At 63.2% G+C, this 14283-nt stretch carries 12 protein-coding genes; 7 read left to right on the top strand and 5 right to left on the bottom strand.

The features are described 5' to 3' along the window. Complete coding sequence (locus AC1MBU_RS11930; protein ID WP_479787260.1) at nucleotides 1–954, bottom strand: ADP-ribosylglycohydrolase family protein; 954 nt, start codon at nucleotides 952–954, stop codon at nucleotides 1–3. A gap of 131 nt (nucleotides 955–1085) precedes the next feature. Between AC1MBU_RS11930 and AC1MBU_RS11925 the strand changes: the two genes are divergently transcribed. The 4 genes from AC1MBU_RS11925 to AC1MBU_RS11910 all read left to right on the top strand — a co-directional run bounded on the left by AC1MBU_RS11925 (nucleotide 1086) and on the right by AC1MBU_RS11910 (nucleotide 7644). Next, nucleotides 1086–1964 carry an aquaporin gene (locus AC1MBU_RS11925; protein ID WP_346028124.1) on the top strand — a complete coding sequence of 293 codons (879 nt, stop codon included), beginning with the start codon at nucleotides 1086–1088 and terminating at the stop codon, nucleotides 1962–1964. Nucleotides 1965–2050: 86 nt separating this feature from the next. Beyond that, nucleotides 2051–3211 carry an exonuclease SbcCD subunit D gene (locus AC1MBU_RS11920; protein WP_277358579.1) on the top strand — a complete coding sequence of 387 codons (1161 nt, stop codon included), beginning with the start codon at nucleotides 2051–2053 and terminating at the stop codon, nucleotides 3209–3211. Next, nucleotides 3208–6303 carry an AAA family ATPase gene (locus AC1MBU_RS11915; RefSeq protein WP_479787259.1) on the top strand — a complete coding sequence of 1032 codons (3096 nt, stop codon included), beginning with the start codon at nucleotides 3208–3210 and terminating at the stop codon, nucleotides 6301–6303. Before AC1MBU_RS11920 ends, AC1MBU_RS11915 begins: the two co-directional genes overlap by 4 nt. A 72-nt stretch (nucleotides 6304–6375) precedes the next feature. Then, nucleotides 6376–7644, top strand: coding sequence for an MFS transporter (locus AC1MBU_RS11910; RefSeq protein WP_479787258.1), 1269 nt, complete (start codon nucleotides 6376–6378; stop codon nucleotides 7642–7644). On the opposite strand, the gene AC1MBU_RS11905 is transcribed toward AC1MBU_RS11910, so the two are convergent. Next, nucleotides 7637–8350, bottom strand: coding sequence for an IclR family transcriptional regulator (locus AC1MBU_RS11905; protein ID WP_346028127.1), 714 nt, complete (start codon nucleotides 8348–8350; stop codon nucleotides 7637–7639). The two genes, AC1MBU_RS11910 and AC1MBU_RS11905, sit on opposite strands and share 8 nt — an antisense overlap. 202 nt (nucleotides 8351–8552) lie before the next feature. Here AC1MBU_RS11905 and AC1MBU_RS11900 point away from each other — a divergent pair, with 202 nt between their 5' ends. Beyond that, nucleotides 8553–9890 carry an MFS transporter gene (locus AC1MBU_RS11900; RefSeq protein WP_277358574.1) on the top strand — a complete coding sequence of 446 codons (1338 nt, stop codon included), beginning with the start codon at nucleotides 8553–8555 and terminating at the stop codon, nucleotides 9888–9890. A gap of 254 nt (nucleotides 9891–10144) precedes the next feature. On the opposite strand, the gene AC1MBU_RS11895 is transcribed toward AC1MBU_RS11900, so the two are convergent. After that, entirely contained in the window at nucleotides 10145–10816 is a 672-nt protein-coding gene (locus AC1MBU_RS11895) for a TetR/AcrR family transcriptional regulator (RefSeq protein WP_479787257.1), read from the bottom strand. 148 nt (nucleotides 10817–10964) lie between these two features. Between AC1MBU_RS11895 and AC1MBU_RS11890 the strand changes: the two genes are divergently transcribed. After that, nucleotides 10965–11840, top strand: a complete 876-nt coding sequence (locus AC1MBU_RS11890; RefSeq protein WP_277358572.1) for an Fpg/Nei family DNA glycosylase — start codon at nucleotides 10965–10967, stop codon at nucleotides 11838–11840. Nucleotides 11841–11942: 102 nt separating this feature from the next. Further along, nucleotides 11943–12116, top strand: a complete 174-nt coding sequence (locus AC1MBU_RS11885; RefSeq protein WP_277358571.1) for a hypothetical protein — start codon at nucleotides 11943–11945, stop codon at nucleotides 12114–12116. Nucleotides 12117–12147: 31 nt separating this feature from the next. Here AC1MBU_RS11885 and AC1MBU_RS11880 read toward each other — a convergent pair whose 3' ends face one another. After that, nucleotides 12148–13110: a serine/threonine-protein kinase gene (locus AC1MBU_RS11880; protein ID WP_277358570.1), complete on the bottom strand. Its 963-nt coding sequence runs from the start codon at nucleotides 13108–13110 to the stop codon at nucleotides 12148–12150. A 139-nt stretch (nucleotides 13111–13249) separates the two neighbouring features. Beyond that, nucleotides 13250–14050 (bottom strand): alpha/beta fold hydrolase, encoded by an 801-nt coding sequence (locus AC1MBU_RS11875; protein WP_479787256.1) that lies wholly within the window; start codon nucleotides 14048–14050, stop codon nucleotides 13250–13252. Nucleotides 14051–14283: the final 233 nt, after the last annotated feature.

Genomic DNA, 14283 nt, shown 5'->3' with positions numbered 1-14283 from the left:
CTATGCGCCCATTTCGGAGGCGAAGCGGCCGGCTAATTCCTCGACCGCCCGTGCTCCCGTGAGCTGATCAATTGCGGCGGCAGGGAGTACATCGCGTCCATGCAGTGCGCCGATGATTGCACCGGCAACAGCTCCGGTAACCCGCGCTGCAGGCGCATCCTGCTCCGCAGCAGCGGCGAGGAAAGCGCTCACATGGGCAGCGTCGTCGTCGGTTGCGGTGGCAAGCACCAGCCTGATTGCCTCGCACAGGATGTTTCCGGCAGTCGGTGAAGCAGTCGGGAGCGCGCCGGCATCCGGACTCGTGAGCTGGACCGAGAGGTCGGTCGACCCCAATGCCGCCGCGTGCGCTGCAGCTTCGGCTACAGCGTCCGACAGCGAGAGTTCCCGGTGGGCGATCGCATGAATCAGGCCGGCGAAGACTGCTGCGGGAATCCGGGCAGCGGGATTGCCGTGTGTGATCGCTGCGGCATCGAGTGTGAGCTTCTCGACCATCGCGGGCGGAACATTGGCGATGAGGCCGAAGGGTGCGGACCGCTGGAGCGCACCGGGGCCGTCGTCGTCCGTTTCAAGCGGCCGCTGACGGCTGCCCATCTCGCCGCTTCTGAGCGCACGGATGCTGGCAGCGTCCGAGTGCCGTCGGGTATGCAGGACGTCCTGCCTGTCGATCCAGCGGGCAGGAGGAGCGGGAGCGGACGACGGCGGTGCCTCTCCCTGAGTCCCGAGCCACCGGAGGTATGCAAGCCAGAGACAGGCGGTTTCATCGGCTGCGACGCCGTCGTTGGCCCACTCGAGCGCTTCAGTCATGCCGTCGACCGTGTAGAGCGTCAGTGCGGTGGCATCGCCGAAGATAGACGCATCGGGTGATCCTGCGGCAGCCTCACCGAGTGCACAGGCCAGGATCGAGCCGGTGATTCTGCTGCGCAATGCAGGGGGGAAGCATTCAGAAGATGTCACCCCGCTAGTCTAGGCAGTCCGCCCAGCCGATCCCTGCCACGATGCCTTCAGGAAACGCCCAGATACGAGTGGAACGCTTGACGGGTTTGCCTCGTGCCCAGCACGCACCACCATCGAAGGAATCAACCACCATGCACCCGATCAGCCAGGAAAAGCCCGCCACGGGCACTCGGTACGACGACAACGGCCCGGGCCTCATCACGGCTTCCCTGCTGGAGGCGCTTGGATCGTTTCTGGTGATCCTGGGCGGCTTGGGCGTGACCATGCTCAATCCGCAGGGCGGCATTGCTCCCGGTGTGGCATTCGGGCTGGGGATGGCCGCGGCCATCGCCGCATTCGGCCGGCTATCGGGCGGTTACTTCAACCCCGCTGTCACCCTCGGACTGGCGATGGCCGGGCGCCTGGCGTGGAGGTCGGTGCTGCCCTTCATCATGGCGCAGGTTCTTGGCGGGCTTGCGGCGTCCGGCCTGTTCTGGGTGATTTTCAGCGCGCACCCGCAGGACATCCAGACTGCCGGGCTGTTCTCGGCAGCGGCGAACGGATATGCGGAGCACTCCTCCACCCAGTTCCCGATCGCGAGTGTGCTGTTGATCGAGGTCACTGCGGCTGCTCTGCTGACCGCAGTAGTGCTTGGATCGACCGGCCGGTCACTTTCACGTGCAGCGGCTCCCTTCGCCATCGGCCTGGGATACGCCGTCTTGCTCACCGCGCTCGCTCCCATGGACAACGGCGCGATCAATCCTGCCCGGTCCACGGCAACGGCACTGTTCGCCGAGGCGTGGGCAGTCCAGCAGCTGTGGCTCTTTTGGCTTGCACCCCTGCTCGGTGCGCTGATCGCGGGCCTGCTCTACCGGAGCTTCGACCTCGCGATCCACAGCCGGCAGAGCGTGTCCGCCCCGGCGGGGGACAACGGCGCTCCGGAAACCGGCGACACTGCAGCCGGTTCCGCGGCAGCCGCCGCTACGCTGGCAGCCCGCCGTGACACCCATGACGACGACGGCACCCCGTAGCGCGTACCGACCGTCCGGGCGGCGTTCCAACCGGTGCTTCGGCGTTGCCGTCCGAAACTGTCGGAGACGGCCGGTAGCTTGGAATCATGAGGTTATTGCACACGTCAGACTGGCACTTGGGCCGCTCCTTCCACGGTGTTGGGATGCTCGAGGCTCAGCGGCTTTTCGTCGATCAGTTGGAGAAGACGGTCCGCGAGGAGAACGTGGACGTGGTGCTTATTGCCGGTGATGTCTATGATCGCGCTTTGCCTGGCGTTGACGTCGTCGAGCTCTTCGACGAGGCATTGGAACGGATTACGGTAGCCGGCGCGCAGGTGGTGGTCAGCAGCGGCAACCATGACTCGGCAGTGCGGCTGGGATTCGGCGGGAAGCTCATTGAGCGCGGAGGGGTCCACCTCCGTACCCGGTTGGAAGACATCGGGCGCCCTGCCGTTTTCAGAATTGACGAGGGGATTGAGGTTGCCGTCTACGGTGTGCCATATCTTGAACCCCGGATGGTTGCGGATCCGCTTAATTGTGAGAGTTCCACGCATACGGCAGTGACTGCTGCGGCGCTGGATCAGATCAGGTCGGACCTGCGGCGGCGCCGCACGCAATCAATCGTGCACTCGGTCGTCATGGCACATACCTTCGCCAGTGGCGGCGTCGGCTCGGACAGCGAACGGGAGCTCAGCATGGGCGGTCTCGGCGTTGTGCCCTTGAACCTCTTCGAAGGGTTTGACTACGTTGCGCTGGGCCACCTCCATGGGCAGCAGCAGTTGCAGGAGCGGGTACGTTATTCCGGATCTCCGCTGGCATATTCCTTCTCCGAGGCGCGGCAGTCGAAGGGAGCCTGGCTGGTAGACATCGATGAAGGTGGGGTAGGTGAAATCCAGCCGGTGAAGTGGGCCCCGCAACGCGAGCTTGCAATCCTGCGCGGTCCTATCGCTGAGCTCATCACTGCGCCGGAGCACGCAGCGGCAGAAAACGCGTGGTGCCAGGTGACGCTCACCGATGCCGAGCGGCCGCACCAGGCCATGGAACGGTTGCGGGCACGGTTTCCGGGAACCCTGGTGCTCGCGTTCGAACCGTCCCGAAACGCGGGGGAAGAGCGTACCTACAGTGAACGGATCGCCCAGGCCGCTGATGATGCTTCCATCTGCTGCGGGTTCCTTGAGCATGTACGTCAACGCAGTGCCAGCACCGAGGAGGCAGCCCTGTTCGCTGAGACGATCGACGCCCTGCGGGCAGCTGAAAGCGGCGCATGAGAATCCACAGACTCGAGATACAGGCCTTCGGGCCCTTTGCCGTGCGCCAGCACATCGATTTTGACGCCCTCACCGAACAAGGCCTGTTCCTGCTGAACGGGCCCACCGGGGCGGGTAAGTCCAGCGTGCTCGATGCCATCTGTTTCGCGCTGTATGGTTCCGTTCCGGGAGCACGTCAGAACGCGAAGCGGCTGCGCAGCGACCACGCCCCCGATGCGCTTGCGCCGGAAGTGGTGTGCGAGTTCTCGGCGGGATCCCGGCGTCTGGAAGTGACCCGAAACCCTTCCTGGAACCGGCCGTCCAAACGCGGAAGCGGAACAACCACAGAGCAGGCCAAGACCTTGCTGCGCGAAAGGGTTGCCGGCGAGTGGGTAACCCGGTCCACTCGCAATGATGAAGCGGGAGCGGAGCTCCAGAATCTTCTGGGAATGAACCGTGAACAGTTTACGCGCGTCGTCATGTTGCCGCAGGGAGAGTTTGCGGCTTTCCTCCGGTCGGACGCAGCCGCTCGCGGCGAGCTCCTGCAGCGGCTGTTCGCAACCGACCGGTTCTCGACTATGGAACACATGCTGGCAGAGCACTCCGCACGGACATCCGCGCGGCTCCAGGAGGCCGAGACCGAGCTGGAGGCCCTCCTCAGTCGGGCTGCAGAGGAAGTTGAGCGCCACGGCCTGACGCCCCGGCAGTCAAGCACCCCGGCGTCATTCCCGGAAGGAGAACCGGATGGTTCCGGCCACGAGGGCAGTGCCTCCGTTGATTGGACGCCTGATCCCGTGCTTCTTCAAGACCTGCTGACGGCGGCCGTGGCTGAGGGTCGGAAAAGGACCCGCGAGCTCAGGATCCTGCGCGATGCCGCCGCAGAGAGGCGCACCCGGTTTGAGGCGGAGCGCAGGGATCGCCTGACGTTCCGCGAGCTGGTTTCAGAAGCGCAGGCTAACCAGGGTGCCTTGGTCGGGGCTGGAACTCTGAGGGCAAAGCTGGCAGATCACCAACGCGCTCAAATCCTCCAGGGAGCGCTGCAATCGAGGGACGAGGCGGCTGCAGAGGTGCATAATCTGCGGGAGGGCCTGCAATCAGCAGCACGTCCGTTGCAAGCCGATCCCGCAGTCCGGCACGAAGCCCCCGAGGTTCTCCATCCCGACTCCCTGCGGTCGCTGGCCACGTTCGAACGTGCTCACGAGGTGGTTCGTGAATCTTTGGCCGCGACGCGCGCAGCCCTGCCGCTGGAAAAGGACCTCAGCCAGCTGTCAGCAAGGATTCGTCTTACCGAGACTGCTCTGGAGCGTCAGAAGGCCGAGGCAACGCGCTGCAGTGAAACAGATGAACAGTTGCGGCGGGAATACGTCGAACTGACATCGCGCCTGGAAGACGCGCAGGTGATGGCAGCCCGTGAAGGACAACTGGCAACGGAGTGCATCGAAGCGGCCAGCCGGTTGGAGTTGCTGGGGCAGGCGGACAGTGCGGAACGTGCTGTGCGTGAGCTGAACGAGCTGCAGCAGGAGCATCAAGCACTCTTTCTCACAGCGAAAGATGACTGGCTGCGGAAACTCCAGGCGCGTCTGGAACAGGCAGCTGCGGAGCTTGCCGAGCGGTTGGATGCAGGGGAGCCCTGTCCCGTCTGCGGGAGTGAGGATCATCCGGCGCCTGCAGCTGCGGATCCGCAGTCCCTCGTCACCCGCGAACACGAAGCACTTGCCAGGGAAGAGCAGGATGCAGCCGAGAACCGGCTGCGGAAGACCGCCGCGGCCCGCGACGAGGCCGCGTTGAAGGCCGCCGGGCTACGCGCCAGAAGCGGCGAAGCCGATGCCGGGCAGCTTCGCGCTACGCTTGTGTCCCTTGAGCAGGAGCATGCGGAAGCGGAACGGGCGGTCCGTCTGGCCACCGACCTCAGCACACGGAAGACCGCGGCGGATACAACGCTTGCCAGGCTGCACGAGCAACAGGCGGACCTTGCGCGGACTCAGGCAGAAGAATCATCACGGCTAGCCGCACTCGCGGAGCAGGAGGCGGCGTTGGCCGCAAAGCTGTCTGACGTGCGTGGTTCTTACGATTCCGTTGAGAAGAAAATCACGGCGCTCGAAGCAACGGAGCGGAGTCTTGGGGCGGTGTGCGCTGCCTTGAATCGCTGTGAGCAGGCAGAGGAGAACCTTGACAAGGCCGAAGCTGCATTGCGGACACGCCTGTCTATAACGGACTTCGCTTCAGCGGAAGCCGCCCGCGACGCGCTGCTGACCAGCACGGAGGCCGAAACCGCGGAGCGGGCCATCCGCGATGCCGAAAATTCTGCTCATCGGATCGAACGGGACCTGCGGCGGCCGGAGAACCTGGCCGCCGCCATTCTGGAGAAGGACGGCAGCCCCGTGCCGAACGAAGATGACATTGCGTCGGCCGCGACCGAGGAAGCGGACGCATCGAAGCTTCTTGACCAGGCTGTCCTGGAGGTGGGGCTGCTGGAGCAGTCAGTGGTTCAGATGGGCTCCTATGCGGACAGGGCAGCAGCGCTTGAGGAACGGCTCGTGCCGCTGCGGCACGCTCACCAGCTCGCCAGGTCGATTGCTGACACAGCCAGGGGCAACGGCGAGAACCTGTATCGGATGAGCTTGGCGACCTATGTGCTGGCGGCCCGCCTGGAACAGGTTGCAGGTGCCGCAACCGAGCGGCTGCAGAAAATGTCAGACGGCCGGTACTCGCTTGTCCACAGTGATTCCAAGTCGGGAAATCGAAAATCGGGCCTTGGTTTGAATGTCATTGACAGCTGGACCGGACTGCACCGGGATACGGCAACGCTGTCCGGCGGCGAGTCATTCATGGCATCATTGGCGCTCGCATTGGGGCTTGCCGACGTCGTGCAGCAGGAGTCAGGCGGCCTGGATATCGAGACGCTTTTCGTTGACGAGGGGTTTGGAAGTCTCGACGAGCATTCCCTCGAGCAGGTGATGGACGCCCTGGAGAGCCTGCGTGACGGCGGACGTGTAGTCGGACTCGTCAGCCATGTTGCCGACCTGATGCAGCGGATCCCCGCCCAGCTGCACGTTTCCAAGAGCCGGACAGGGTCTACCGTGCGCTTCGTCAATCAGCTGCAGCGAGTGTAAAATTGCTGGTGTTACCGGGTTGGGCGCATCGGGAGGAGGGACGATGCGCGTTTCATAGCACCCGGAGTGCACATGGCTACACCAACCTCTGAAGTAGATACCTCGCACCGCGGACGTTTCGGCCGGCTACCTGAGATTGCAGGCGCAGGTTTCCTTCCACTCGGCTTGATTGCCCGCCTGCCTCTGGCGATGCTCACCGTTGGAGCGCTCACCCTGGTGACAGCCGGCACGGATTCCTACGCTTTCGGTGGTTTTGCAGCCGGCGCTGTCGGCGTCGGTTCTGCACTGGGCGCGCCGGTCCTCGGTTTCCTGGCGGACCGCTACGGCCAACGCCCGGTCCTGCTGCTCTCAGCCGCACTCAATACCGTGGCGATCGTCGGTTCGATCATTGTCAGCGGCGTGTCGGGCATCGAAACAGGGCTGCTTCCCACGCTCATTGCTGCCTTCCTCATGGGCGCCACCTGCCCTCAAATCGGTCCATTGGCAAGGGTTCGCTGGATGGCACTGACCCAGGACAAACGACCAACGGATCTCGACACGGCGCTCTCCTACGAGAGCACGGCCGATGAGTTGACCTTCGTGCTGGGTCCTGCGCTGGTGGGACTGCTGGCGAGCCTGATTGCGCCCTGGCTGCCGCTAGCCCTCGCAGCAGCACTGACCCTGGCTTTTGTTTCCGCCTTCGCTGTGCACCCAACGGAACGGGCGGTAATTCCGCTGCGGCGCCGCCCTCGGACGCGAAGCTCGGAGGTGAAGACCCAGCGAAGAGCGCATACCGGTTTTCTTGTGGCGTTGCCGGTTCTCGGGATGGTGATGATGGGCACCTTCTTCGGTTCGACCCAGACCGCCTTGATCGCCTTCGCCGGAGGTTTCGGAGCGGAGACGGCGGCGGGCCTGCTGTATGCCGTCATGGGCGTCAGCTCCGCCCTCACCGCCTTGTCGGTAGCGTACTGGCCACAGCGATTCCGCCACCCACTGCGGTGGGTGGCTTCAGCGGCGATGATGAGCGCGGCCGCTTTCCTGCCCCTCCTTGCTCTGGACATTCCGTTCATGCTCGCAGCACTACTGATCCTCGGGATCCCGGTCGGTCCAACGATGGTCACAATTTTCAGCGTCGGCTCACTCGTGGCCCCGAAGCACCTGGTCGGCACGGTGATGACCCTGTTGGCTAGCGGCATTGTCGCCGGCACGGCGCTTGGAGCGTCCATAGCAGGAGCGCTGGCGGAGGCGAGCGTCCGTGAAGCTTTCGCGGTTCCGATGGCGGCCGCCGTCGTACTCCTGCTGTTGGGCGTGGTGTCGACCGTGGTGCTGCCCAGCAGGACTGACGCGGCGGAAGTCAGCTGAGCTGTTCCTCGATGGTGCGGGCGCTGCCCGCAATCCGCAGACCGAGTTCAGCCTCCGGGTGGGCTGAGCGGATGTAGACGACGGCCACCGCCGCAGGCAGTCCGCCGGCGAGCCGGATGGGAGCTGCAACGGACGACAGGCCGGCGATAACCTCATCGTGGCTGGTGGCGAAGCCCTGCAAGCGCGCTGCAGCAGCTTCTTCCCGGTAGAGCTGGCCCGGCGCGAGCCGCTCCCAATCCTCCTCGCTCACCGCCGACTGGATTGCAATGCCCGGCGCGCCCGCGCTGAAGGCGTGCCGTGTTCCCGGCCGCTGGGCGACGGCGGCGCTGGAGTGGCGCGGCTCGACCGTCACAAGCGTGACGCAGTCGTGGCGGTCCCAGACGGCGACAAATGCGGTCATACCGAGTTCGTTCGCCAGAACCGTCAATTCAGGAAGCGCTGCAGTCTGCAGGTCACGGGAAACTCCTCGCGCTAGGGCGGCCAGACCAGGGCCGGACGTGATTTTGCCGGCATCGTCCCTGACGATGAGCGAATGATCTTCCAGCGTGCGCACAATCCGGTATGCGATGGAGCGGTGGACGCCCAACTCCACTGACAACTCGGCAATTGATAGCGCCCGCGGAGCATCCGCGAGAATCTCGAGGGATCGCAGGCCGCGGGACAGGGTCTGCGAATGCTGGGGCGATGGTGTTGTGTCGGAGCTCACACTCGGATATTATTCTATATCGGAACGATATGTTCAACTATCGAACTGCAACTGCCTGTTTGGTCGGTTAACGGCAGCGGCGGGCAATAGGAGGCGTCGACTTCCGGTAATGCTGCGGTGTAGTGCCCCTGAAGAGTATGATCTGAACCACAGTTACCGAACGTTCTGTCGGTAATTAAAGTCCGTCCCACCTGGAGTAACAATGACGTCTTCAACGGCTGCCCCACGGCAGCGCATGTCTCGGGAGGACCGCAAGGTCGTCGCGGGGACCATGGTCGGTACCACCATCGAATGGTATGACTTCTTCATATTCGCGCAAGCCGCGGGTCTCGTCTTCGCGCAGCTGTACTTCGCGCCGCTGAACGAGGACAGTCCGGGCCTGGCGCAGCTGGTCTCATGGGCCACTATCGGCATCAGCTTCTTCTTCCGGCCGCTCGGAGCGGTAGTTGCAGGTCACCTGGGGGATCGCATCGGGCGCAAGGCCATGCTCGTCTTCACCCTGGTGATGATGGGTTCGGCCACCGCCTTGATCGGCCTCCTGCCGACCTACGCGCAGATCGGCGTGGCGGCGCCGATTCTGTTGATGCTGCTGCGCATCCTACAGGGCTTCTCGGCAGGCGGAGAATGGGGCGGTGCGGCCCTGATGGCGGTAGAGCACGCTCCGGTTCACAAGCGCGGCTTTTGGGGTGCATACCCCCAGATCGGTGTTCCCGTTGGCATGATCATCGCAACGTTGGTGCTGTTCCTGCTGCGCTCTTCCATGTCCCAGGAAGATTTCCTCGCCTGGGGCTGGCGGGTTCCGTTCCTGCTCTCCGTGGTCCTCATCGTTGTCGGCTACTTCATCCGCAAGGCAGTTGCGGAAAGCCCCGTTTTCAAGGAGATGACCGAGCGGAAGCAGGAATCATCTGTTCCGCTCAAGGAGCTCTTCCGCCACAACACCAAGCAGGTTGTACTGACCGCAGCCATCTTCATTGCTAACAACGCGGCAGGCTATCTCCTCATCGCCTTCTTCTCGGCGTACGCCCAGCGCACGCTGGGGATGCCCGGCGGGCCCGTGCTGTTCGCCACCCTGCTTGCCTCCTTCGGCTGGCTGATCTTCACGATGTACGGAGGCATTCTTTCCGACCGGATTGGCCGGGTGCGTACTTTCCAGATCGGCTATGGGCTCGTGTTCGTCTGGATGATCCCCCTGTTCCTGATGATCGACACGCGCAACATCCTCGCCTATGGAGTCGCTCTGTTCGTCCTTACGATCGGTTTGGGGCTGTCCTACGGACCGATGTCCGCGATGTATGCCGAAATGTTCCCTGCGAACGTGCGGTACTCCGGTATCGGAATCGGTTACGCACTGGGCGCCATCCTCGGTGGTGCCTTCGCCCCGCTGATTGCGGAAGCATTGCTGAGGGGCACCGGCTCGTCCATTTCGATCGGCGTCTACATCATGGTGCTCTGCGCCATCTCGTTCGCGGCTGTGACCATGGTGAAGGAGACACGCGGGGTACCGCTGCACGTCGGTTCCGGTCACACTCAGGCGAAGTAGCCGGAACGTCGGCGCCCGGCAGTGGAATCCATGGGTAGTTCTCCCCATGGCGTCCGCTGCCGGCCCTTCATACACTGAGGATCAAGACGGGCCTTGTACGAGGGGCCCGCCGCCGGACTGACGGGTCCGGTACACGAAAGGCCGGCTCGCCACGGGTTCCCCCAGCCCACCGAGCCGGCCTTTTGCATGTCCGGCCTCTGATTCAACAAACCGCATACGTTCAGCTGCGCGAACTTGTGCCGGTGTATTTGGCGTCACTGCTGATGCACTGCCGCCGCTGACTTGAGCCCAGTGATGAGTGAGTCAAGCCCGAGACCGAACGCAGCGTCCGCCTGCCGTTGGTTCGCCTGGTCCTTGCGCGCGGACACGGCAGCAGTGAATCGGGGATAAGCCCCTGCCAGAGGTCCCGATTCGAAGATCGTTTCCGGGGCCGTCGCGTCGAACGCGGACCCGAAGATAAAAGACTCAAGAGCAATGATTGCCGGCACGATCAAAGGTTCCGGCCAGCCGACCTTCTCAAATCCACGGGTCACTGCCTCATAGACGGCAAGGGTCTGCGACGCGCCGCTCACGGGCAGTACGGCGATCACCGGGATAAGCGGAGTATGCCGGGTGAAGACATCGCGATAGGACCAGGCGAACCGGCGGACAGCCTGCTCCCACGGTTCGGACTCGAAACCTGACACGTCCACCTGAGTCATGACGTGGTCCTGCAGAAGGATGAGTACGTCGCCTTTGGATTCCACGTGGTTATATAACGACGACGGCGCCACTTTGAGAGCGCGGGCAAGGGAAGACATGGTCAAGCCCTCATACCCGCGGGTTTCGATGAGCGTGAGAGCCGCCCGGGTGATTGCTTCCTGGGAAAGAATCCTGTTCAGCGGCCTGCCCGCTGAGCGGGGGGATGTACCGGTTGCGCCGACCATCGTTTGTGTTCCTGATTCCTTCCGGCCCGGAGCCGGCACCGTTCACCTGCTCCCTCCTACACGGTAGTGGAAGACCTGCTGCTCTGTTGCCCTGGAGGTTTCGTGGCGCAGCACTCGCAGCGAAGGCCTCCCGCGGTACCGTAGTGCCATGCCTGAGATGCCTGAGGTACAGGGACTGGCCCACTTCCTGGCCGGCAAATTAGTGCCGGAGGACGGTGAACCAGCCCGGGTAGGGAACGTTGAGCTTGGCTCTTTCGCCGTGCTGAAGACTGCCGAGGTTCCCCTTGACGCCGTGTCCTCGATGACCTTCACCGGCGTGGACAGGAGGGGAAAGTTCCTCATCCTGAGCCTTGAAGGCGTGTATCTCGTGATGCATCTCGCGCGAGCCGGCTGGCTGCGTTGGTCTAACGCGCTTCCGGATACCGCCCTGCGGCCGGGCAAGGGGCCGATTGCGTTGAGATTGAGATGTTCGGAACCAGCAGGCTACGGATTCGATCTCACCGAGGCGGGCACAAAGAAGTCAGCAGCGGTCTACCTCGTCCGGAAGGTGGCGGAGGTTCCGGGGGTAAGCCGGTTGGGACCCGAAGCGCTGGACATCGGCCGGGAGCAGTTCATGGCAATGCTCCATGGGCACCGCAGCCAGGTGAAGAGTGCGTTGCGGGACCAGTCTTTCATTGCGGGAATCGGCAACGCCTACAGCGACGAAATCCTGCATGCCGCCCGCCTGTCTCCGTTTGCCCTCGCATCCAAGCTGACTGATGAACAAGTGGGGGTGCTTCACGACGCGATGCACTCGGTCCTGCAATCGGCTATTGCTGCGGCCGACGGCAAGCCGGCGAAGGAGTTGAAGGATTCCAAGCGGCGGGAGATGAAGGTTCATGGCCGGACCGGTCAGCCCTGCCCGGTGTGCGGGGACTCTGTTCGTGAAATTTCATTCGCCGATTCCGCGCTCCAGTACTGCCCAACCTGCCAGACAGGAGGGAAGCAACTGGCAGATCGGCGGACCTCCAAATTTCTCAAGTGATTGGACATCGCCGGTCCTGGTGGCGGCTGCACCTTTCGCAGGCGACATCAATGACCCTAGGATCGAAGATGTAACAATCCGGTTCCAACTACGGAGGTCACCATGACGCATGATTCACACGACCGGGAAGACGACCGCCAGAGCGGGGATTCCACCAGCACGGAGCCGGAAGGAACCATACCCGACACCGAGGACGGTGTGGGCGCGACTACAACTGAGGAGCCGAGCAGCTTCGAACCGGAGGAAGACCCGGATGAGGACGGGGACTCCAAGTGAGGCACTGAGCGGTTTCTGACGCTGGAAGCTGCTAACCCAGTGACGGGGCGTGTGAGGGCGGTTCGGGAATGTGAACGTTTCCGGTCGTCACTCCGCCCGTGATCACGTCGGGTGTATCTGCCTGAGTGTCACTGGGTGTTGGCAGATTGAGGATCATGCCGCCGTCCTTATCGGAGTCGCTTCCCACGCGCAGCGCAAGCGCGACCTCATGCGCGTCAGGGCGCGACTGCGGATTTCTGGCGGTCATGCGCGTGAGGAGATTGACCCAGTCGGCGCCGAGGGACTCAGGAACATCCGGGTCCCGCAGGAGGCGGGCAACGGCGGCCTCGACGACGGGGCCGGGAAACGCCTTTTCCCCGGTAAGGCATTCCAGAAGCACCAGGCCGAGCGAATAGATGTCGCTGCTCGTTTCCACGTGCGCACCCTCTGCCTGCTCCGGACTGAGGTAGTTGGCCGTGCCGATGGTGGCGCCATGTGCGGTGGAGTGCGTTGCTTCCACCATTCGGGCAATGCCGAAGTCGGTGAGTTTGGGGTAGAGGCGGGTGTCCTGCTCCCCGGAGTGGTACATCAGGATATTCGCAGGTTTCACGTCGCGGTGGATGACTCCCTGCGAGTGGATGTAGGCCAGCGCATCCGCGAGATCCGCACCCAGTTGAGCCACGTGCTCGGAAGGAAGCGGACCGGATTTCAACAGCTTGCGCAGATCCAGTCCGTCGACCAGTTCCATGACAAGGAAACTGGTGGTCTTGCCGCTGCCGTCATCCTGCAGGCCGGCATCATGCAGCGTCACCAGCCCGGGATGGTTCAGCGTCGAGAGCAACAGGGTCTCTGTATGCTGACGCCGGTAATCGTCATCATCGGAGGTGGTGGGGTTGAATACCTTGATTGCCACGTCCCGGCCGAGGTTTCGGTCCAGTGCCCGAAACACCGATGCTGCGCCGCCGGTACCAATCAGCTCAATGGGTTGGTACCGCTCGGCCAGGAGTTCATCCACGTGAGACCTCCGGGGAAGAAAGAAAAGTTATGGGGGTGAAGAGCAGGTGATAAGCATGCTGATCACCTCTAACATTCTACCCTGCGCGGAGAGATGCGGAAGACCGCCCCGCGCCGCAGCCTCAAACGTTCAATAATCGTTACGCGGCGAGGAAATTGATGGCCGCGCTCTTGAAGGTCCGGGACGTTACTGCGTTGGTATGGGTTCTTCCTGGGAGCCAGAGTATTTCCGCATGGCCGCTCAGCTCCGCCAGTTCCGGGAGGGTCTGCGCTCGTTCGTCCTTGTCTCCGGCCACCAGGAGGAGCGGCATGTGAGGTATGGCGTCACCGGGCACGAAAGGCTCTCGCTTGATTGCCTCGACCATGGTGAGCAGTGCAAAGACGTCGTTTGTCGGAATAAGCCGTGCCATCCGAAGCAGACTGCTGGTCGACTCGTCGGCGATGGGTGACCCGTCGGTCAGGAATCGTTGCGCGGCTGCCAGGTCGAACGCCGCCAGCGGATCGCCGCTTCCAGGTCCGCCAAGCACCATACGGTGCACCAGTTCCGGTTGCGTGGCGCCGAATTCCCACGCCAGACGTGAACCGAGCGAGTATCCGATGATGTCGACGCCGCTGCCCGGCTGACCGTCGGCGAGGGGGTGGACGTGTGCATCGAGCAGTATCTGGAGCAGGTCCGCCCGGATGCGGCTGGGGGAGTAGGAGTCCATTTCTTCGGGAGCCGTACTTGATCCATGACCGGGGAGGTCGAGGGTGACGACTTTGCGGCCGGCGTCAGTAAGGGCACGAATCCAGCCGGAATCTTCCCAATTGAGCCGGGCCGAGGAGGCGAACCCGTGAAGGAGCAGGATGGGGCGCAGTGCTGACGGGCTCGCGGGCTCGTGGACAAGGACATTCAATCCCGGGTTTGTTCCCTCAACCAGATGATCGCTGTGACGTCCCATGAGTTCCTCCCCGGTGCTCTTGCTGCGGTCTTTCCTGAACTCTAGCGTCCCTTGCCGGGACTCGTACGAAAAGAAAAAGCGGCAGAGAACTGTGCTTCATTGAACAGATCTCCGCCGCCCGGCCAGCAGTGGCCAACCCGTGTGACTTTAGTCACCGCTTCTGCCCGGATGCAAATTGGCTGATAGTGCTTCGCTGTCATTCCCGGAATCTTCCGGCATGTCCGTCATGGAGC

The organism is Arthrobacter sp. PTI12 (assembly GCF_056679915.1).
The sequence above is the reverse complement of the archived record's forward strand: the minus strand, read 5'-3'. Positions and strand labels throughout refer to the sequence as shown.